The 18,055-nt window shown below is 71.7% G+C and carries 20 protein-coding genes and 1 tRNA gene; 9 read left to right on the forward strand and 12 right to left on the reverse strand.

Annotated elements, in window-relative coordinates; translation table 11 throughout:
- The first annotated feature begins 279 nt into the window (after window positions 1–279).
- Both M8C13_RS41145 and xerC read left to right on the forward strand, forming a co-directional pair.
- Window positions 280–528: a helix-turn-helix domain-containing protein gene (locus M8C13_RS41145; RefSeq protein ID WP_252486260.1), complete on the forward strand. Its 249-nt coding sequence runs from the start codon at window positions 280–282 to the stop codon at window positions 526–528.
- Window positions 512–1,681 (forward strand): tyrosine recombinase XerC, encoded by a 1,170-nt coding sequence (xerC, locus tag M8C13_RS41150; RefSeq protein WP_252486261.1) that lies wholly within the window; start codon window positions 512–514, stop codon window positions 1,679–1,681. Before M8C13_RS41145 ends, xerC begins: the two co-directional genes overlap by 17 nt.
- 103 nt (window positions 1,682–1,784) lie before the next feature.
- Here xerC and M8C13_RS41155 read toward each other — a convergent pair.
- A tRNA-Pro gene (locus tag M8C13_RS41155) sits at window positions 1,785–1,861 on the reverse strand.
- A gap of 22 nt (window positions 1,862–1,883) precedes the next feature.
- Entirely contained in the window at window positions 1,884–2,837 is a 954-nt protein-coding gene (locus M8C13_RS41160) for a metallophosphoesterase (protein ID WP_252486294.1), read from the reverse strand.
- Window positions 2,838–2,905: 68 nt separating this feature from the next.
- Here M8C13_RS41160 and M8C13_RS41165 point away from each other — a divergent pair, with 68 nt between their 5' ends.
- Complete coding sequence (locus tag M8C13_RS41165; RefSeq protein ID WP_252486262.1) at window positions 2,906–3,376, forward strand: GatB/YqeY domain-containing protein; 471 nt, start codon at window positions 2,906–2,908, stop codon at window positions 3,374–3,376.
- Between the two features lie 68 nt (window positions 3,377–3,444).
- Here the strand turns inward: M8C13_RS41165 and M8C13_RS41170 are convergent, their stop codons facing one another.
- Window positions 3,445–5,799, reverse strand: coding sequence for a transglycosylase domain-containing protein (locus M8C13_RS41170; RefSeq protein WP_252486263.1), 2,355 nt, complete (start codon window positions 5,797–5,799; stop codon window positions 3,445–3,447).
- A 303-nt stretch (window positions 5,800–6,102) separates the two neighbouring features.
- Between M8C13_RS41170 and M8C13_RS41175 the strand changes: the two genes are divergently transcribed.
- The gene (locus M8C13_RS41175; RefSeq protein ID WP_252486264.1) at window positions 6,103–6,429 is read left to right on the forward strand and encodes a WhiB family transcriptional regulator; all 327 of its coding nucleotides are present in this window, start codon (window positions 6,103–6,105) and stop codon (window positions 6,427–6,429) included.
- Between the two features lie 34 nt (window positions 6,430–6,463).
- Here the strand turns inward: M8C13_RS41175 and M8C13_RS41180 are convergent, their stop codons facing one another.
- The 3 genes from M8C13_RS41180 to M8C13_RS41190 are packed head-to-tail and all read right to left on the reverse strand — an operon-like array spanning window position 6,464 to window position 8,882.
- The gene (locus tag M8C13_RS41180; RefSeq protein WP_252486265.1) at window positions 6,464–7,603 is read right to left on the reverse strand and encodes an ArsA family ATPase; all 1,140 of its coding nucleotides are present in this window, start codon (window positions 7,601–7,603) and stop codon (window positions 6,464–6,466) included.
- Entirely contained in the window at window positions 7,600–8,589 is a 990-nt protein-coding gene (locus M8C13_RS41185) for an ArsA-related P-loop ATPase (protein WP_252486295.1), read from the reverse strand. The genes M8C13_RS41180 and M8C13_RS41185 overlap by 4 nt, the downstream gene beginning before the upstream one ends.
- A gap of 41 nt (window positions 8,590–8,630) precedes the next feature.
- The gene (locus M8C13_RS41190; protein ID WP_252486266.1) at window positions 8,631–8,882 is read right to left on the reverse strand and encodes a hypothetical protein; all 252 of its coding nucleotides are present in this window, start codon (window positions 8,880–8,882) and stop codon (window positions 8,631–8,633) included.
- A gap of 53 nt (window positions 8,883–8,935) precedes the next feature.
- Here M8C13_RS41190 and M8C13_RS41195 point away from each other — a divergent pair, with 53 nt between their 5' ends.
- Window positions 8,936–9,094 carry a DUF4177 domain-containing protein gene (locus tag M8C13_RS41195; RefSeq protein WP_185001230.1) on the forward strand — a complete coding sequence of 53 codons (159 nt, stop codon included), beginning with the start codon at window positions 8,936–8,938 and terminating at the stop codon, window positions 9,092–9,094.
- 2 nt (window positions 9,095–9,096) lie between these two features.
- Entirely contained in the window at window positions 9,097–9,555 is a 459-nt protein-coding gene (locus M8C13_RS41200; RefSeq protein WP_252486267.1) for a RidA family protein, read from the forward strand.
- A gap of 41 nt (window positions 9,556–9,596) precedes the next feature.
- On the opposite strand, the gene M8C13_RS41205 is transcribed toward M8C13_RS41200, so the two are convergent.
- The 3 genes from M8C13_RS41205 to M8C13_RS41215 are packed head-to-tail and all read right to left on the reverse strand — an operon-like array spanning window position 9,597 to window position 12,217.
- Entirely contained in the window at window positions 9,597–10,817 is a 1,221-nt protein-coding gene (locus M8C13_RS41205; protein ID WP_252486268.1) for a hypothetical protein, read from the reverse strand.
- 28 nt (window positions 10,818–10,845) lie between these two features.
- Entirely contained in the window at window positions 10,846–11,742 is an 897-nt protein-coding gene (locus M8C13_RS41210) for a Gfo/Idh/MocA family protein (RefSeq protein ID WP_252486269.1), read from the reverse strand.
- Between the two features lie 19 nt (window positions 11,743–11,761).
- On the reverse strand, window positions 11,762–12,217 hold the full coding sequence (locus M8C13_RS41215; protein WP_252486270.1) for a hypothetical protein: 456 nt from the start codon (window positions 12,215–12,217) through the stop codon (window positions 11,762–11,764).
- Between the two features lie 32 nt (window positions 12,218–12,249).
- Here M8C13_RS41215 and M8C13_RS41220 point away from each other — a divergent pair, with 32 nt between their 5' ends.
- Window positions 12,250–13,080, forward strand: a complete 831-nt coding sequence (locus M8C13_RS41220; protein WP_374213341.1) for an NUDIX hydrolase — start codon at window positions 12,250–12,252, stop codon at window positions 13,078–13,080.
- Window positions 13,077–13,856: an MBL fold metallo-hydrolase gene (locus M8C13_RS41225; protein ID WP_252486271.1), complete on the forward strand. Its 780-nt coding sequence runs from the start codon at window positions 13,077–13,079 to the stop codon at window positions 13,854–13,856. The genes M8C13_RS41220 and M8C13_RS41225 overlap by 4 nt, the downstream gene beginning before the upstream one ends.
- Here M8C13_RS41225 and dnaN read toward each other — a convergent pair.
- On the reverse strand, window positions 13,853–14,956 hold the full coding sequence (gene dnaN, locus M8C13_RS41230; protein WP_252486272.1) for a DNA polymerase III subunit beta: 1,104 nt from the start codon (window positions 14,954–14,956) through the stop codon (window positions 13,853–13,855). The two genes, M8C13_RS41225 and dnaN, sit on opposite strands and share 4 nt — an antisense overlap.
- A 73-nt stretch (window positions 14,957–15,029) precedes the next feature.
- Between dnaN and M8C13_RS41235 the strand changes: the two genes are divergently transcribed.
- A complete protein-coding gene (locus M8C13_RS41235; protein ID WP_252486273.1) occupies window positions 15,030–15,617 on the forward strand; it encodes a hypothetical protein in 588 nt (195 codons plus the stop codon).
- A 1-nt stretch (window position 15,618) separates the two neighbouring features.
- Here the strand turns inward: M8C13_RS41235 and M8C13_RS41240 are convergent, their stop codons facing one another.
- The gene (locus M8C13_RS41240) at window positions 15,619–16,881 is read right to left on the reverse strand and encodes an MFS transporter (RefSeq protein ID WP_252486274.1); all 1,263 of its coding nucleotides are present in this window, start codon (window positions 16,879–16,881) and stop codon (window positions 15,619–15,621) included.
- Window positions 16,882–17,280: 399 nt separating this feature from the next.
- The gene (locus tag M8C13_RS41245; RefSeq protein WP_252486275.1) at window positions 17,281–17,955 is read right to left on the reverse strand and encodes a Crp/Fnr family transcriptional regulator; all 675 of its coding nucleotides are present in this window, start codon (window positions 17,953–17,955) and stop codon (window positions 17,281–17,283) included.
- Window positions 17,956–18,055: the final 100 nt, after the last annotated feature.

The raw sequence follows: 18,055 nt of genomic DNA on the forward strand, positions 1-18,055 counted from the left end.
CACCGCCAGGTACCCGGGATAACCCAGGCCCTCCAACTGCCGGACAGCGCTTACCGCGTCCGGCAGTGCGAGATCGGCGCGCCCCTGCTGCAACGCCAGGCGGCACAAGGCGGTCCACACCCCCCCCCCCCCCCCCACCGCCCCGAACCGCCTCGAAAACGTCCCTGGGACGGCTCAAGCCGTCCCAAGCCCCCAAGCCGTCCCAGGGCTGACCTGCGATGGGACGCCTGGGACGGCTGGGACGGCTACCCCCCTCAGTTCGACCACCGGAGGTGCCGCATGAGTACGCACCCGTTGAGCTCGGTTGCTGCCTCCGCAGGCGGCAACCCGATCAAGCTGCTCTACCGGATCGATGAGGCCATTGCGGTGCTCGGACTGGGCAAGACCGCCCTGTACGAGCTGATTCGGTCCGGGCGGCTCAAGTCGGTGCAGGAAGGCCGGGCGCGGCTTATCCCGGCTCGCGCCATTCAGGAGTACGTGGCGCTGCTGGAACGAGAGGCGGGGGTGACCTATGGCAAAACGGCGTAGCCGCGGAGATGGTGGCCTGCACTACGACAAGACCCGACAGCGCTGGATTGCGTCGGTGACCGTCGGTTGGAAGCCGAACGGCAAGCGGGACGTCAAGAAGGCCAGCGGGGTCACCAAGACCGAGGCCAAGAACAAGCTCGATGACATCCTGCGCGATCTCAAGGACGGCCTTCCCGCGGCCGACGGCAAATTGACGGTTCAGGGGGTCATCGAGAACTGGCTGACCTACGGACTGGTCAAGCAGAGCGCCACCACTGTGGACAAGCTGAGGGCACTGTCCAAGAAGCACCTGTATCCCACGCTGGGGCGAAGAAAAGCCGTCGAGCTATCCGCGGACGAAATCGACGAGGTGCTGTTGGCCAAGGCGAAGGTTCTCAGCACGCGTACCTTGCAGGACCTCCGGGCAATCCTGGTTCGCTCGTTCAACCGTGCCTGGAAGCGGGACAAGGTGAAGCGGAACGTCGCGCTGTTGTGCGAGGTGCCCACCGGCCGTCCCGGGCGGCCGTCCCGATCCCTGGATTTCGACCAGGCCGAGGCTGTCCTCGTTGCGGCAGAACGGGACAACTCCACAATCGGCAACTACATCGTCGCCTCGCTCGTTTCCGGTGCTCGAACCGAAGAAGCTCGAGCGCTGATCTGGCGGGACGTGCATCTCAAGGGCAAGCCTGATGCGCAGCCGGAGCCGATACCGCCCACGATCGACGTGTGGCGGTCCGTGCGGGCCAGCGGTGACACGAAGACGACGAAGTCCCGAAGGTCGCTCGTGCTTGCCCACCGGGCCGTGTGCGCGCTGGAATCGCAGCGGAAGATCCAGCGGAAGCAGAAGCAGGAGGCAGGGAAGAACTGGCGGAATACCGGCATCGTGTTCGCCTCGGAAACGGGTACTCAGCTCGACGCCGCGAACGTCCGCCGCGGTTTCCGGCGCATCCTGAAGGCCGCTGGGCTCAACCCGTACGCCTGGTGCCCGCGCGAGCTGCGACACAGCTTCGTCTCGCTGCTGTCCGAGAGCGGGCTGTCGCTCGACCAGATCGCCCGGCTGCTGGGGCATTCCGGGACGGAGGTCACCGAGAAGGTCTACCGGCACCAGCTCCGGCCGGTGCTCCAGTGGGGCGCGGAGGTGATGGACGACATCTTCCCGTCCGACGCCGCGTAGCTCCGGCGGTGGGTGCCGGGCCGGATCGGAACCCGTAGTCACCCAGTTAGTCACTCAACAACGAATCAGGGCCGGTCCGCAGCGATGCGGACCGGCCCTGAGCTGGTCGGGGTGACAGGATTTGAACCTGCGACCTCTTCGTCCCGAACGAAGCGCGCTACCAAGCTGCGCCACACCCCGATTAAGCGGAACGAGAGAAATACTAGCGGATGTTCGCCCGTACTCCGAATCGGGGGTTCCCACCGGCCCTGAGCAGGCTCGGGTCGGTCTCCGCCGAGCGCGGCACCAGCGTCAACAGGCTCGCCTCCGGCGGGCAGGCGAACCGCGCGGGCGCGTACGGCGAGGTGCCCAGGCCGGCCGAGACATGCAGCCAGGTGCGCTCGCCCCAGCGGGAGGCGCCCTTGACCCTGGAGCGGTCCAGGCCGCAGTTGGTGACCAGGGCGCCGTAGCCGGGCACGCAGAGCTGGCCGCCGTGGGTGTGACCGGCCATGACCAGGTCGTAACCGTCCTCGGCGAAGGCGTCCAGCACGTGCGGTTCCGGTGAGTGGGTCAGGCCCAGGCGCAGGTCGGTGTGGTGATCCGGCCTGCCCGCGATCTCGCTGTACTGGTCGCGGTGCAGGTGCGGGTCGTCCACGCCCGCGGCCTGGATGGTCAGGCCGGCGATGGTCAGGTTGCGGCGGACGTGGGTGAGGTCCTGCCAGCCGCGTTCGGTCAGCGCGGCGCGCAGGTCGCGCCAGGGCAGCGGGACGCCGTGCACGCGCTTGGTCTTGCTGGAGGGCAGCAGGTAGCGGGCCGGGTTCTTCGGCCTCGGCCCGTAGTAGTCGTTGCTGCCCCAGACGAACAGGCCGGGCAGGTCCAGCAGCGGGCCCAGCGCGCGCAGCACCGCGGGCACCGCCTTGGGGTGGGCCAGGTTGTCGCCGGTGTTGACCACCAGGTCGGGCTCCAGCTCGGCCAGTGCGGCCACCCAGCGCTGCTTGGACTGCTGGCCGGGCAGCATGTGCAGGTCGGAGACGTGCAGCAGGCGTAGCGGGCGGGCGTTGTCGGAGAGCACCGGCAGCGTCGCGTGCCGTAGCGTCCACATCCGCCGTTCGATCGCGGTGGCGTAGCCCAGTGCCGCGCCGCCGAGTGCCGCCGTGCCGAGCAGGATCCGACCCAGGGTGTTCACCCTTACCAGGGTACGTAATGCGCCGTGGTGGCTTTTTCGCAGGAGTAACCTGCCTGGTCATGGCGGAGCTGAAGGCGAAACTACAGGCCGATCTGGCCGCGGCGATCAAGCAGAAGGAAACCCTGGTGGTGGCGTCGCTGCGGATGGCGCTCGCGGCGATCACCACCGAGGAGGTCTCCGGCAAGGCCGCCAGGGAGCTGACCGACGACGAGGTGCGCAAGGTGCTCACCCGCGAGGTGAAGAAGCGCAAGGAGGCCGCCGAGGCCTTCGCCGGCGCCGGGCGGGCCGAGCAGGCCGCGGCCGAGCGCGCCGAGGGCGAGGTGCTCTCGGCCTACCTGCCCGCGCAGCTCACCGACGAGGAGCTGACCGAGCTGGTCGGCCAGGTGGTGACCGAGCTCACCGCGCAGCTGGGCGAGAAGCCCGGCCCCAAGCAGATGGGCCAGGTCATGAAGGCGGCCAACGCGAAGGTGGCCGGCCGCGCCGAGGGCGGCCGGGTGGCCGCGCTGGTGAAGGCCAGCCTGCTCGGCTGAGTCCACCTGAGACGCCGAAACGGGGTCCGTCCACTGTGGACGGACCCCGTTTCGCTTGTGCGCCTTGGTCAGCCGCCGCCGGTCGGCTCGACCGGGTCGATGGTGACGCCGCCGCTGGGCGGCGGTTCGGTCTCACCGGGCGGCGGGTCGGTGGTGCCGGTGGGCGGCGGCACCACGCCGGTGCTCACCCACAGCGTGATCGTCTCCCCCGGCAGCGCGGCGCCGCGCGGGTTCTGCCCGATCACGGTGCCCTTGGGCTGGGCCCCGTTGCGGTTCTGGGTGGTCACCTTGTACCCGGCGGACTGGAGCTTCGAGGTGGCCTCGTTGACCATCATGCCCACCACGTTGGGCACCTTGGCCTCGTCGCCGCCGTTGAGGTAGCGCGGATCCGCCCCGGGCAGCTGCTGCACCGGCTGGTTGCCGTGGATGGCGCCCATCGCGTCGAACCAGGTCGGCGCGGAGACCGAGGAGCCGAAGATGCCGCCCTGGGTGTTGCCGCCGCACAGCCGGGGCGGGTTGCCCTTGCAGATCACCTGCGGCCGGTTGCCGTCGTTGAAGGTCAGCACCGCGCCCGCGTACTGCGGGGTGGCGCCGACGAACCCGGCGGACTTGTGGTCCTGGGTGGTGCCGGTCTTGCCCAGCATCGGCCGGTTCCACTCCTTGGGCCGCGCGCCGGCCGCGGTGCCACCGGGCAGGTCGTCCTTGCTCAGCCCCTGCACCATGCCGTTGGCCAGGCCCTCCGGCACCGCCTGCTCGCACGGGGCCTCGTTGAGCTGGAGCGGCTTGCCGTTGCGGTCCAGCACCTGCTCGATCGGGCTCGGCGGGCACCACACGCCGCCGCTGATCATCGTCGCGGACACGTTGGCCAGCTCCAGCGTGCTCACCGCGGCCGGGCCGAGGGTGAACGCGCCCTTGTTGTTGCGCCAGTAGTCCGATTGCGAGCGGTTCAGATCGTCCCGTTTGGACTTGGGGTCCGGCTTCACCCCGGCCACGTTGAGCTGCATGGTCTCCCGCAGCCCCAGCCTGCTGGCCATGTCGACCACCGGGCCCATGCCCACCCGCTCCTCCAGGATGACGAACCCGGTGTTCGGCGAGGTGGCCAGCGCGGTCTGCAGGGTCATCTGGGGCGGGTAGTTGTCCCCGGCGTTGCTCAGGCAGTACCAGCGCTCACCGCCACCGGCGGGCGGGCAGCGGGTGGCGCCGCCCTTGAACACCTTGGAGGTGTAGGAGGTCGGGGTGTCGATGGTGTTGTTGATGCCCATGCCGCGCTCCAGCGCCGCGGCCGCGGTGAAGATCTTGTAGATCGAGCCCGCGCCGAACTTGTTCGCCGCCGCGCTGGGCAGCGCGTAGGTGGTCTGCCCCTTGTCCTGGTCCAGGCCGTAGTCCCGGTTGGCCACCAGGGCCAGCACCTTGTGCTTGTCCTTGCCCGGCTGCACCACCGCCATCGTGTTGGCCACCCCGTTGGCGTCCTTGGGCACCCGGCCCTGCACCGCCTTCTTCGAGGCCTGGGTGACCCTGGGGTCCAGGGTGGTCTTGATGGTGAAACCGCCGCGCTTCAGCGTGTCCTCGGAGTACCCGATCTTGCTCAGGTAGTCGATGACGTACTTGCAGAAGAACCCGTTGTCCGGCCCCGCGCCGATGCAGCCGTAGGGCGGGTTGCGGAAGTCCGGGCTGGTGCCCAGCGGCTCCTTCTTGGCCGTCTCGGCCACGTCCACCGGGATCCGGCCCTGCCGCCCCATCTCGCCGATCACCAGGTTCCGCCTGGTCAGCGCGGCCTCGGGGTTGCGCTTGGGGTTCAGGCCGCTGGGCTCGTTGACCATGCCGGCCAGCAGCGCGGCCTGGGCGATGGTGAGCTTGTCCGGGGTGGTGTCGAAGTAGGTCTTGGCCGCCGCGGCCACCCCGTAGGTGCTCGCGCCGAAGGGCACGATGTTGAGGTACCTGGTGAGGATCTCGTCCTTGGTGAGCTTGCGCTCCAGCTGCAGCGCGATGCGCATCTCGCGCAGCTTGCGGGCCGGGGTCTGCTCCTGCGCCTTGGCCTGCTCGACCTTGTTCGTGGCCACCACGTGCGTCAGGTAGTTCTTCACGTACTGCTGGGTGAGCGTGGAACCACCCTGGGCGACCTTGCCCTCCACCGTGTTGGTCACCAGCGCGCGCATCGCGCCGCGCCAGTCCACGCCCTCGTGGTCGTAGAAGCGCTGGTCCTCAATGGACACGATCGCGGCCTTCATGGTGTCCGCGATCTTCTCCGGCCCGGCGAGCACCCGGTACTGGTCGAACAGGTAGGCGATCTGGTTGCCCTGGGCGTCGAGCACGGTGGTCAGCAGTGGCGGGTCCTTCTGGACCAGATCTGAAGAGATGCTGTCGACTGTGTCACTAGCGCGGTTGGAGACCACCCCCAGCGCGCCCACCGCAGGAAACAACATGCCGGCGAGTAGCACTCCAGCCAGCACACATAGCCCCAACAACTTGACCAAAGCCGCCCGCACGCCCACGCGGGACAGCGTACGCTTCACCCATTTTGGTGACCCGATTCACACACTTTCGAGTGCTGGGATGTAACGGGTAGGCAAACCCGTCTTGGACCTGGAACCAGAACCCTCTACAGTCCGTCAACGTCGAACGACAGCACACCGGCGGGTGCGCCACTCCCGTGGCACACCTCATGCGGACCTCGGAGCTGGGGAGCACCGAGCGTAGTCGCGACGACGCGTAGGAGCTGGGGGAACATGGAGTTCAACCAGGGGGACTGGCGAGTGCGGGCCTCGTGCAGGGATGAGGACCCGGACCAGCTTTTCGTCCGAGGTGCAGAGCAGCGCAAGGCCAAGCTCGTGTGCATGGGGTGCCCCGTGCGGACGGAATGCCTGGCCGAGGCGCTGGACAGTCGAATCGAGTTCGGTGTCTGGGGTGGCATGACCGAGCGGGAGCGCCGTGCTCTGCTCCGCCGCCGTCCGGACGTCGTGTCCTGGGCGGAGCTGCTGGAGTCCGCCCGCCGCAAACACCTTGACTTCGACGAGGTCGAGGAAGCCGACTACCGCGTGGGCCTGCCCGGCTGATCGCCTCCCGGTTGCCCGGTCACCGACCCTCCAGTCACCGACCGGCCAGCCGGGCGCCGATCTCCCGCAGTCCGTCGATGTCGTGCACATCGGCGGGCAGCGCGGGCACCCCGATCATCGCCACGCCCGGGTGAGCCTTGGTGAAGCGAGCGAGCAGCCTTCGCTCACGCTCCGCTACGGCCACCCGGTCCGCGTGCAACCGCAGCACGGCCGCGGCCAGCGGCGCCGAACCACCGCGTTCGAGGTCCTCGGCCGCGGCGAGCGCGCGCGAGGCCGGCAGGTCGGCGAACACCGGGTGGGTCCGGTTGGCGACCAGCCCGGCCAGTGGCATGCCCTCACCGGCCAGGCGGTCCACGAAGTAGGAGGCCTCGCGCAGCGCGTCCGGCTCCGGCGCGGCCACCACCAGGAACGCGGTGCCCGGCGAGCGGAGCAGCTCGTAGGTGGCCTGCGCGCGCTGCCGGAAGCCGCCGAACATGCTGTCGAAGGCCTGCACGAACGCCGAGGCGTCGTTGAGCAGCTGCCCGCCGATGATCGTCGAGATCACCTTGGTGAACAGGCCGAAGCCCGCGCCGACCAGCCGCCGGATGCCCCGCCCGCCCGCGCGGGCCGGTGCGGACAGCATCCGGATGATCTTGCCGTCGAGCACTGTGGACAGTCGCTGCGGCGCGTCCAGGAAGTCCAGCGCGGACCGGCTCGGCGGGGTGTCCACCACCACCAGGTCCCACTCGCCGGTGTGCGCCAGCTGTCCCAGCTTCTCCATCGCCATGTACTCCTGCGTGCCGGAGAACGAGGAGGAAATGGTCTGGTAGAAGGGATTGCGCAGGATCTGCTCGGCCCGGTCCGGCCCGGCGTGGGAGAGCACCATCTCGTCGAAGGTGCGCCGCATGTCCAGCATCATCGCGTGCAGCGAGCCCTCCGTCCCTTCCGGACGGTCCACCACGGTCACCTCGCGCGGGTGGTTGCCCAGCTCGGTCAGGCCGAGGGACTGGGCCAGCCTGCGCGCCGGGTCGATGGTGAGCACCACGGTGCGGCGGCCGCGCTCGGCCGCGCGCAGGGCCAGCGCCGCCGCGGTGGTGGTCTTGCCGACCCCGCCGGAGCCGCAGCACACCACCACCTTGGTCTGCGTGTCGTCCAGCAGGTCGTCGATGTCCAGCAACGGCGGACGGGCGTTCACCGGACCCCCTGCTCGATCAGCAGCTCGCTCAGCTCGTACAGCCCCGCGGTGTCCACCCCGTCGGTGAGATCGGGCAGCTCGACCACGGGCAGGTCAACCTCGGCCAGCTGGTTGCGGGCGCTGAGCTCGGCTCGCACCCGGATCGCGTGCTCCACCGTCTCGTCCACCAGACCGTCCACAATGGCCTCATCCAGGTTCAGGCCCGCCGCGAGCAGTCCCGACTTGATCCGGGCCGCGTCCACCCGGCCACCGGCCGCGGCGCCCACCGAGCGCGCGGGCAGCCGGGGCGGGCGCACCCTGTTCATGATCACCGCACCGGGCCGGAGGTCGGCGGCGTCCAGCTCGCCGACCGCGTCCATGGTCTCCCGCACCGGCATCTCCTCCAGCAGGGTCACCAGGTGCACGGCGGTGTCCCCGGAGTGCAGCAGCCGGATCACGCCCTCGCTCTGGTTGCGGATCGGGCCCACTTTCGCCAGATCGGCCATCGCCCTGGTCACGTCCAGGAACTTGACCACCCGGCCGGTCGGCGGCGCGTCCACCACCACCGCGTCGTACTCGTGCCGCCCGCGCTCGCCGGTGCGGCCGACGCACTCCTTGATCTTGCCGGTGAGCAGCACGTCCCGCAGGCCGGGCGCGAGCGTGGTGGCGAACTCCACCGCGCCCATCCGGCGCAGCGTCCGCCCGGCGAAGCCCAGGTTGTAGAACATGGACAGGTACTCCAGCAGCGCCGCCTCGGCGTCCACCGCCAGCGCCCGCACCTCGCCGCCACCGGGCGCGGCCGCGATCCGCTCCTCGGAGTAGGGCAGCGGCGCGCGGTCGAAGACCTGGGCGATGCCCTGCCTGCCCTCCACCTCCACCAGCAGCACCCGCCGCCCGCCGGTGGCCAGCGCGAGCGCCAGCGCGGCGGCGATCGTGGTCTTGCCGGTGCCGCCCTTGCCGGTGACTATGTGCAACCGGGCGCGGCTGAGCTCCTCGGTCCAGGCCATCACGTGATCAGCCTAGGTCGGCGGGCGCGCGCGTGCGGCTTCTAGCCCGCGAGCATGAGGAAAAGCACGGCGATGGCCTCGGCCGCGACCAGGGCCCAGGCCCAGGTGGAGGGCAGCGCGAAGGCCACCAGCAGGGCCAGTGCGGCGACCACCGCCACCGAGATCAGCCCAGCCTGCACCACGGCCGCGTGCGTGGTCCGCTTCCGGTCCCTGACCTGCGCCATGGCGACCAGGGTGAGGATGAGTCCGCCCACGATGAACAGGACGGTCGCGGTGATGCGCCAAGTCTCCACGTGATCACGGTATCCCGTCAGGCAACAGCTGGTCCCGCACTAGGCTCTGGTCCATGACGAAGTGGGAGTACGCCACGGTTCCGCTGCTGACCCACGCGACCAAGCAGATCCTCGACCAGTGGGGCGAGGACGGCTGGGAGCTGGTGTCTGTGCAGCCGGGACCCACCGGTGAGCAGCTGATCGCCTTCCTGAAGCGCCCGAAGGGCAACTGAGCATGGCCGGCTGGAAGCAGCGACTGGTCGAACTGGGCATCGAGCTGCCCGCGGTGGCCGCCCCGGTGGCCGCCTACGTGCCCGCCGTGCGCAGCGGTGCGCACGTCTACACCTCGGGCCAGCTGCCCATCGTGGCCGGCGCGCTGGCCGCGACCGGCAAGGTCGGCGCCGAGGTCAGCCCGGAGGAGGCCAAGCGGCACGCGCGCACCTGCGTGCTCAACGGCCTGGCCGCCATCGACGCGCTGGTCGGGCTGGACTCGATCGTCCAGGTGGTCAAGGTGGTCGGCTACGTGGCCTCCGCGGACGGCTTCACCGGCCAGCCCGCGGTGATCAACGGGGCCTCCGAGCTGCTCGGCGAGGTCTTCGGCGAGGCCGGGGTGCACGCACGGGCCGCGGTCGGGGTGTCCGAGCTGCCGCTCGGCGCGCCGGTCGAGGTCGAACTGATCGTCGAGATCGCCTGATCCGCTGACCCGCCGCCACCGGTGTGGCGGCGGGTCCCACCTCAGCCCGGCAGCGCGGCCAGCGCCTCCACGAGTGCGGCCCGCTGCTCCTTGGCCAGCAGCCGGTAGGGCCGGGCGGCCATCCGGTCCGCGCGGGTGTCGATCCGCTGCTTCACCGGGTCCTCGCCGGGCAACGCGGCCGCCTGCGCCGCGCTGAGCCCCTCCGCGCCCGCCGCCGCGGTGTGCGTGTCCACCCGGTGGTAGCGCAGCGCGCACAGCCCGTCGACCAGCCGGGCAGGCGCCGTGCGCGCCGAGCGGGCGCCCACCCAGGCGTCGAAGGCCGCGCCGTCGGAGGTGCCGACCGCGCCGCCCACCACCAGCTCCACCAGGGACAGCGCGAGCTCCGGCGCCGGCCACAGCTTCGCCGCGGTCCGGTCCACCACCTCCACCACCTCGCGCAGCATCGCCACACAGCGCGGCGCGGCCAGCACCGCCCGGCCCTGCCGGCACAGCCAGCCCTGCGCGGCCAGCTCGTCCAGCACCGCCTCCAGGTCCGGCGTCCGCGGGTGCACCGCGTGCGCCACCGGCAGCAGCACCGGCCCGGACAGCAGCAGGGTGCGCAGCTCCAGCAGCAGCTCCCCGCCGTCGGGCAGCCCGTGCTCGGCGGTCACCGCCGCCCCGCCGCCCTCGGCCGCGGCCTGGTAGATCGCGGTGAGCAACCGGTTCAGCTGCCGGTGCACCGCCCGCGCGGTGAGCACCGAGTCGGTGGCCTCCCAGGCCCACAGCTGCGGGTCACCCGGCTCGGCCCCGCCGCCGCGCAGCCGCAGCGCGGTGGCGAAGCAGTGCCGGGCCGCGGCCCACTCGCCCGCGTCGTAGTAGCACTGCCCGGCGTGCTGGAAGATGAAGTGGAAGTGCGTGCCCAGCTCCGGCGTGCGGCTGCCGTCGACCAGGCAGCGGTCGAACTCGGCCATCGCCTCGGCGAAGCGGCCCTGCCACTGGAACACGTGCGCCAGCCTGCTGCGCGCCAGCACCTCCGAGGCGGCCGGGCCGTGCTCCTCGGCCAGCCGCAGCGCGGTGGACAGGTGCCGCTCGGCCAGGTCCAGACGGCGCAGGATGCGCGCGGCCACCCCGATCATGGTGTGGTGCTGGCGGGCCACCGCCGGGTTGCCGGGCACCGGCTGCGCGGCGGCCCGGTCCAGCCAGGCGGTCAGCGCGGCCGGGTCGTCCGAGCGCTCCCACAGGGTTTCCGGGTCGATGTGGTAGGCGAACAGCGGACTCGCCATCGGGTCTGTCGGTTGTGCCGTCACGGTCTCAGGCGACCCACCCGGCGCGGCCGACGATGTCGTCGAGCACCCGTTGCAGGTGCAGTCCCCTGCGCACATCGCACGGGTGCTCGGTGGCGCCGCAGTCGATCAGCGCCAGGAACTCGTCCAGCAGCGCGGTGAAGCAGTCCTGCGCGCTGAACTCGCCACTGCCCAGCGCCCGGTGCCCGTGCTGCCCGTAGACCGCGATGTCGACCACGCTGGGCTGGATCGGCAGCCGCAGGGACAGGGTGAGCGTGCTGCTGGCGCCGCCGTCGTGGCCGAGCACCAGGTGGCACAGGTCGTCCTGGCCGCGGTGCGCGGCGATGACCTGTTCGACCGGGCCGAGCGCGGCGTCCAGCAGGTCGATGGCGTGCGGGCCGATGTCCAGCACCGCGCCGTCGGTCTGCCGCCACGGCGAGGCCGAGTAGGGGCCGCCGAGCACCGCGCCGGTCAGCCAGCGCACCGAGCCGCCGGTCCAGCCGCCCAGCCGGTGCAGCTCGGCCAGCCAGTTCCGGACCTCGGGGGAGTAGCGCCGGGTGAGCAGCAGCAGCGAGGCAAGGCCCCGCCCGGTCACCTCGTCGGTCAGCCGCTGGGCCTGTTCGACGTTGCCCGCCAACGGCTTCTCCAGGATCAGGTGCTTGCCCGCCCTGGCCGCCTGGAGCGCCAGCTCGCCCTGCACCGCCGGTGGCACCGCGAACGCGACGGCGTCCACAGTGGACAGAAGTTCGTCGAAGGAGTCCGCGGTCTCCGCGCCGTGCGGCTCGGCGAGCTCCTTGGCCGCCGCCCGCCGCCGGGCCCACACCGCGGCCAGCCGGGTGCCAGGGTGATCCGCGATTCCTGGCGCGTGCACCGCCCGCGCCCATGGACCCGCGCCGACCAAGCCGATCTTCAGCTGTTCGTCCACGGGCACATCCTGCCGGGTTTCACCGCGCGTCGCGGAACACCCTCACCGGAACTTCGATCCGGCCGCCCTCGGCGAACTCCAGCCGCACCGCCTCCCTGGCCCACCGCACGGTCATCCCGGTGTCGGTCCGCCAGCCCTGGGGCACCTCGACCACGTGCCCGCGCGGCACCTCGTCGCCGTTCCTGCGCCCCAGCCACACCTCGAACGACCGGCCCCCGGAGACCAGGGTGCCGACCCGCTTGACCGCCAGCGCGTGGCCCTCGTAGCCCCCGGCGGCGGCCACCGCGGTCGGCGGCGACTGGAGCTGCACCGTGGTGCGCACCGGCAGCACCAGCGCGAGCGTGACCACCACGGTCAGCACGGTGCCCAGCACCGCACCACCCAGCACCAGGCTCAGCTTGAGCAGGCAGCCCGCGCCACGCCACCGCGGCAGGCTGACGTCCGGTGGCTGGGATGGGACGTTCGGCACACTCACACCGGACATCCTGCCCCCCTACTCTGGATCACATGCCGCAGCTGCCCGAGGACATGGTCCTGCCGGAGGGATTTGTGCCGTCGCAGGCTCCCCAGCCGCCGGCCGAGCCCAGGGACTCGGCGACCGTGGCCCTGGTCAGGGACACCGACGGCGGCCCGGAGGTGTTCCTGCTGCGCCGGGTGCTCGGCATGGCCTTCGCCGGTGGCATGACCGTCTTCCCCGGCGGCGGGGTGGACAAGCGGGACGCGGACACCTCGGTGGCCTGGGCCGGGCCGACCCCGGCCTGGTGGGCGCGCGCGTTCGGCTGTTCCGCCGAGCTGGCGCGGGCGCTGGTGTGCGCGGCGGTCCGGGAGACCTTCGAGGAGGCCGGGGTGCTGCTGGCCGGGCCGGACGCGGACAGCGTGGTCGCCGACGCCACCCCGTACGCCGACGCCCGGCAGGAGCTGGTGGAGCGCAAGCTGTCGCTGGCGGAGTTCCTCACCGAGGCCGGGCTGGTGCTGCGCGCCGACCTGCTGCGGCCGCTGGGCAACTGGGTGACCCCGCCGGAGGAGCCGCGCCGCTACGACACCCGGTTCTTCCTGGCCGCGCTGCCCACCGGCCAGCGCGCCGACGGCAGCACCACCGAGGCCGACCACGCCGCCTGGCAGCGCCCCCAGGACGCCATCGCCGACTGGGCCGCCCGGCGCAGCGGCCTGATGCCGCCGACCTGGGTGACCCTGTCCCAGCTGGCCGAGCACCGCAGCGTGCGCGAACTGCTGGCCGCCGAGCGCCAGATCACCAAGATCACGCCGAGGGTGGTGCGCCGCAACGGGAACCTGCACGTGGCGCTGCCCGGCGACGCCGACTACCCGGAGGCATCGTGACCCACCCGGCCTACGGCACGCTGCGCCAGGTCACCGCGAACGCGGCCGTGCTGCTCGCGCCCAACCCGAACGTGATGACCCTGGACGGCACCAACACCTGGCTGCTGCGCGCCCCCGGCGTCACCGACTGCGTGGTGGTCGACCCCGGCCCACTCGACGAGGACCACCTGGCCAAGGTCGCCGCGCACGGACCGGTCTCCCAGGTGATCATCACCCACCACCACGGCGACCACACCGACGGCGCGGCCCGCTTCGCCGAGCTGACCGGCGCGCCCACCCACGCGGCCACCCCCGCGCACCGGCACAACGGCGGTGGCGACCTGGTGGACGGCCAGCTCATCGAGGCCGCAGGCCTGCGCCTGCGGATCTGGGCCACCCCCGGCCACACCGCCGACTCGGTCTGCGTGCTCGTCGAGGACGACGGCTCGATGCTCACCGGCGACACCGTCCTGGGCCGGGGCACCACCATCGTGGCGCACCCGGACGGCCAGCTCGGCCCGTACCTGGACACCCTGCGCCGCCTGATCACCCTGCCCGCGGGCACCAGGGCGCTGCCCGCGCACGGCCCGGAACTGCCCGACCTGGCGCAGGTCGCCGCCTACTACCTGACCCACCGCGAACAGCGCCTGGACCAGGTCCGCCAGGCCCTGGCCACCCTCGGCCAGGACGCCTCCGCCCGCGCCGTGGTCGAGCTGGTCTACGCCGATGTCGACAAGTCGCTGTGGCCGGCCGCCGAGTGGTCCGTGCTGGCCCAGCTGGCCTACCTGCGCGGCTAGTTCGGCTGCCGCAGCGGCACCACCAGGTACCGCAGCCGCACCGCCCCCGGCGTGACGTGGCTGAACATGGTGCCCCTGATGCCGGGCTGGATGTCGATCCGCACCTCGTCCCCGCCGAACCAGCGCAGCGTCTCCAGCAGGTACTTCGCCTGGTAGCCGCGGCTGACCCGGTTGCCGTGCACCCCGGCCTTGACCGTCTCCTCGGCCTCCCCGGCCTGCGGGTCGCTGCCACGCACCCGCAGCTCGCCGTCCCCGGTCTCCAGGGTCACCGCGCCGCGCGCCCCGGCGTACGGCGCGACCCGGCGCACCGCACCGGCCAGCGCGGCCCCGTCCAGGGTCAGCGAGCACTCGACGTCGCGGGGGAACAGCTTGTCCTCATCCGGCAGCACACTGGCCAGCACCGCGGTGGTGACCGTGGCCGAGCCCCAGGTCAGCGCGGCCCGGTCGGCATCGGCGTGCACCGTCACCCGCTCCGCGGTGCGCGCCTGCTTGGCCACCTCGGTGAACAGCGCGGCCGGGATCAGCACGTCCAGGTCCTCGTCCACCCCGAGCCAGGGCAGGTCGGCCGCCGCCATCCGGTACCGGTCGGTGGCCACCGCCACCAGCCGCCCGGCCTTGGCCCGCAGCCGCACCCCGGTGAACACCGGCAGCGCGTCGTCCCGGCTGGCCGCCGAGGCCACCGGCAGCACCGCCGCGTGCAGATCCGCCCCGCGCACACTGCCCGCCGCGGCGGGCGGCGCGGGCACCCCGGGATGGCTGTCCGCGGCCAGCAGCGGCAGCGCGAACCGGCCGCCGGGTGTGCGGATGGCCAGCCTGCTGCCCTCCACCACCAGCCGCACATCGGGCGAGTCCAGCGCGGCCAGCGTCTCGGCCAGCGGCTTCGCCGGCACCAGCACCTGCCCGTCGGTGTGTGCCACGGCCTCGGCGTGCAGCCGGACCCCGCGCTCCCGGTCGGTGCCTGCCAGCGTCACGCCGGTGGCGTCCGCGGTCAGCAGCAACCCGGCCAGCACCGGGTCGAGGGTGCGGCCGGGCAGCAGCCGGGACAGGTCGGCGGTGGCGGCGGCCAGCGCGGCGGTGGTCGCGGTCAGGTCCAGGGACATGCGGGCACGCTATGCCCCCGCACCGACACTTTTGGGCGAGCACGGAGAGTGATCAACTTATTACACTGCCCGCATGGGGGAGGAGAGTCAGCCGGGGCGGAAGAAGCGCGAACCGGCGATCACGGTGGCCATCCTGACCACGGCGGGGGCGCTGCTGGGCACGATCATCACCACCGGCGGCGGCCTGCTGACCGGCCTGCTCAAGCCGGGCGGCGAGACGGTCCGGACGGAGACGGTGACGGTCCACCCGGCCCCGGCCGGGGTCGTGAACGGCGAGCTGAGCCTGCTGGAGCTGGAACCGCTCAGCAGCGGGCCCTTCGCCAAGGAACCGGCCAAGGTCTCCGGCCAGGTGGTCGGCGAGGCGCTCAGCCAGAACTACGTGCAGTCGGGCGTGGTGTACGTGCAGCACTACCAGGCGCCCGCGGACTACCGCGGCTTCCACGCCCAGCTGGCCGTCGACGACCGCAGCGACCACGAGGGCCCGGTCCTGTTCGAGCTGCTGGACGAGGCGGGCAAGCCGGTGACCGGCAAGCGGGTGGCCAAGGGCAAGACCGAGGAGATCACCGCGCCGGTCGCGCCGGGCAAGAAGTTCTCCCTGCACGTCTCCGCGCAGACCGGGGGAGCCCAGGTGGCCTGGCTCCGCCCGGTGCTGCGCAGGTGACTCAGCGGGAGACGGCGACCTCGGCCGGGACCGCGCAGTCCGCGGCCGAGACCGAGGGCAGCGCGTCCCGCACGGTGCGCCGCCGCAGCCACACGCCACCGGCCAGCAGCAGACCGGCCACGGTCGCCGCGGCGAAGGCCAGCGGCGGGCCGGAGAGCTCGATCAGCTGGCCGCTGACCGACTGACCGGCGGCCAGGCCCAGCGTCACCGAGGTGATCACCCAGCCGAAGGCCTCGGTGGAGCTGCCCGCGGGGGCGACCTCGTCCACCGCCAGGGAGTGCGCGGTGGCCTGCGGGGTGATCAGGGTGCCGACCACCAGCAGCGCGATGGCCAGCCCGGCCAGCGAGGTCTGCCAGACCAGCAGCAGGATCAGCAGCGAGAACGCGCCGAGCAGCACCGGCAGGCGCAGGTACATCGGGCGCGGCACCGGGCGCAGGCCGTAGAGCACGCCCGCGACCACCGAGCTGACCGACCACAGGCTCAGCAGCATGCCGCCCACCGAGCTGGGGTGACCGGCCGCGGTGACCGCGGCCGGGACCGCGATCTCGACGAAGCCGATGGTCACGCCGAAGCCGAAGGCGGCCAGCGCCACCGTGCGCATGCCGGGGTTGAGCACGCCGAACAGGCCGGTCCCGCCACGGGGCTCGGTGTTGCGACGCCAGGCCCGCACGGCCGGGGTGAGCGCGAAGCCGACCGCGCCGATGACCATCGAGCCCGCGCCGATCACCACGCCGGTGCCCGCCCACGGCAGCGCCATGAGCAGACCGGCGATGGCCGGGCCGAGGATGAAGAAGACCTCCATGCTGATCGCCTCGTAGGAGTAGGCGGCCTGCCGGGCCGGGCCCGGCGGCAGCAGCCTGCTCCACAGGCTTCGCGAGGAGGAGCTGACCGAGGGCTGGCTCACGCCGAGCGCGAGCGCGATCGGCATCAGCAACCACACCGGCGCGCCCGCCTCCACCGCGGTCACGCCCATGGTGGTGAACAGGGCGAGCAGCGCGGCCGCGATGAGCAGCGGGCGGGTCGGGCCGAACCGGTCGACCAGGCGGCCCTGGACCACCGAGCCGATCGCGGCGCCGGTCAACGCCGAGGCGGAGACCAGGCCGGCCGCGGCGAAGGAGCCGGTGGCCTGCCGGACGTAGAGCATGAGCGCCAGCCCGACCATCGCGACCGGGAGGCGCCCGAGCAGCGCGGCCAGCACCGGGAGGCGGGCTGCCGGGGTGCTCAGGGCCGCGCGGTAGGACGCGAAAGACACAGACTGGGACATGTGTACCAGTCTGTCAGCTCTGGTACGCGGGTACCAGTTATTTTCCGGTGCGGTTGGTCACGACACGCTGAGTCACGATGTTGTAACGAACGTCCGGGTTTCGGGTGAATCCACGCAACTCCGGCAGGGACTTCGCCGTCCTTGAGGGTGACAGCGCTTGAACAAAACCGCTGGAAGACCCACTGTTGGCGCTGTGCCCGTCATAACTGGGCTGCTCAGGCATCCAACAGGCACATGCTTCACAATCGAACTTGAAAAAGTTCCCTCGGCGACCGGTTCGGGGCCGGGCCAAGGGACCGCGTGGCTGGTCGGGGGATTGGCCACGCACCAAAAGGAGGCTGGCGCGCCGCGTCGGGGGCGGCGTCCAGCCTCCTCTTGTGTCTTGCGTTCTTTGAAGTGCTACCGCGCCCGGCGCGCCATCCGCTCCGGGTCCAGGATCAGCACGCTCTTGCCCTCCAGCCGCAACCAGCCACGGTGGGCGAAGTCGGCCAGCGCCTTGTTCACGGTCTCCCGCGAGGCGCCGACGAACTGCGCGATCTCCTCCTGTGTCAGGTCGTGGGTGACCCGCAACAGGCCACCCTCCTGGCTGCCAAAACGCTGCGCGAACTGCAACAACGCCTTGGCAACCCGACCGGGCACATCGGTGAAGATCAGGTCGGCCAGCATGTTGTTCGTCCGGCGCAGCCTTCTGGCCAGCACCCGGAGCAGCTGCTCCGCGATCTCCGGCCGTTTGTTGATCCACTCGCGGAGCGCAGGCCGATCCATGGTCAGCGCACGCACCTCGGTCACCGTGGTGGCCGTGGAAGTCCTCGGTCCCGGATCGAAGATGGACATCTCGCCGAACATGTCGGAAGGCCCCATGATGGCCAGCAGGTTCTCCCTGCCGTCCGGCGACTTGCGCCCGAGCTTCACCTTTCCCGACTGCAGGATGTACAGCCGGTCGCCGGGCTCTCCTTCCGCGAAGATCACATGGCTGCGCGGGAAGTCCACAGCCTCCAAAGAACTGGCCAGCGCCTCAGCGGCAGCCTGATCCACGCCCTGGAAGATGCCCGCGCGGGCCAGGGTCTCGTCCACCTCGTCCCTCCTGTCGAGACGCGGCGGTCACGTGTTCTCGCCGTAGCCACTGGAGCGGGCCACGACGACGTGCCGCCGATCACTCCGAGCAGTCTAGGAC

The organism is Crossiella sp. SN42 (assembly GCF_023897065.1).
GTDB lineage: Bacteria > Actinomycetota > Actinomycetes > Mycobacteriales > Pseudonocardiaceae > Crossiella.

Coding starts and splice junctions, on each gene's coding strand:
- M8C13_RS41145 (WP_252486260.1), top strand. CDS start 280: ATGAGTACGCACCCGTTGAGCTCGGTTGCTGCCTCCGCAGGCGGCAAC.
- xerC (WP_252486261.1), top strand. CDS start 512: ATGGCAAAACGGCGTAGCCGCGGAGATGGTGGCCTGCACTACGACAAG.
- M8C13_RS41165 (WP_252486262.1), top strand. CDS start 2,906: ATGGCGGAGCTGAAGGCGAAACTACAGGCCGATCTGGCCGCGGCGATC.
- M8C13_RS41170 (WP_252486263.1), bottom strand. CDS start 5,799: ATGTTGTTTCCTGCGGTGGGCGCGCTGGGGGTGGTCTCCAACCGCGCT.
- M8C13_RS41175 (WP_252486264.1), top strand. CDS start 6,103: ATGGAGTTCAACCAGGGGGACTGGCGAGTGCGGGCCTCGTGCAGGGAT.
- M8C13_RS41185 (WP_252486295.1), bottom strand. CDS start 8,589: ATGGCCTGGACCGAGGAGCTCAGCCGCGCCCGGTTGCACATAGTCACC.
- M8C13_RS41195 (WP_185001230.1), top strand. CDS start 8,936: ATGACGAAGTGGGAGTACGCCACGGTTCCGCTGCTGACCCACGCGACC.
- M8C13_RS41200 (WP_252486267.1), top strand. CDS start 9,097: ATGGCCGGCTGGAAGCAGCGACTGGTCGAACTGGGCATCGAGCTGCCC.
- M8C13_RS41205 (WP_252486268.1), bottom strand. CDS start 10,817: ATGGCGAGTCCGCTGTTCGCCTACCACATCGACCCGGAAACCCTGTGG.
- M8C13_RS41220 (WP_374213341.1), top strand. CDS start 12,250: ATGCCGCAGCTGCCCGAGGACATGGTCCTGCCGGAGGGATTTGTGCCG.
- dnaN (WP_252486272.1), bottom strand. CDS start 14,956: ATGTCCCTGGACCTGACCGCGACCACCGCCGCGCTGGCCGCCGCCACC.
- M8C13_RS41235 (WP_252486273.1), top strand. CDS start 15,030: ATGGGGGAGGAGAGTCAGCCGGGGCGGAAGAAGCGCGAACCGGCGATC.
- M8C13_RS41240 (WP_252486274.1), bottom strand. CDS start 16,881: ATGTCCCAGTCTGTGTCTTTCGCGTCCTACCGCGCGGCCCTGAGCACC.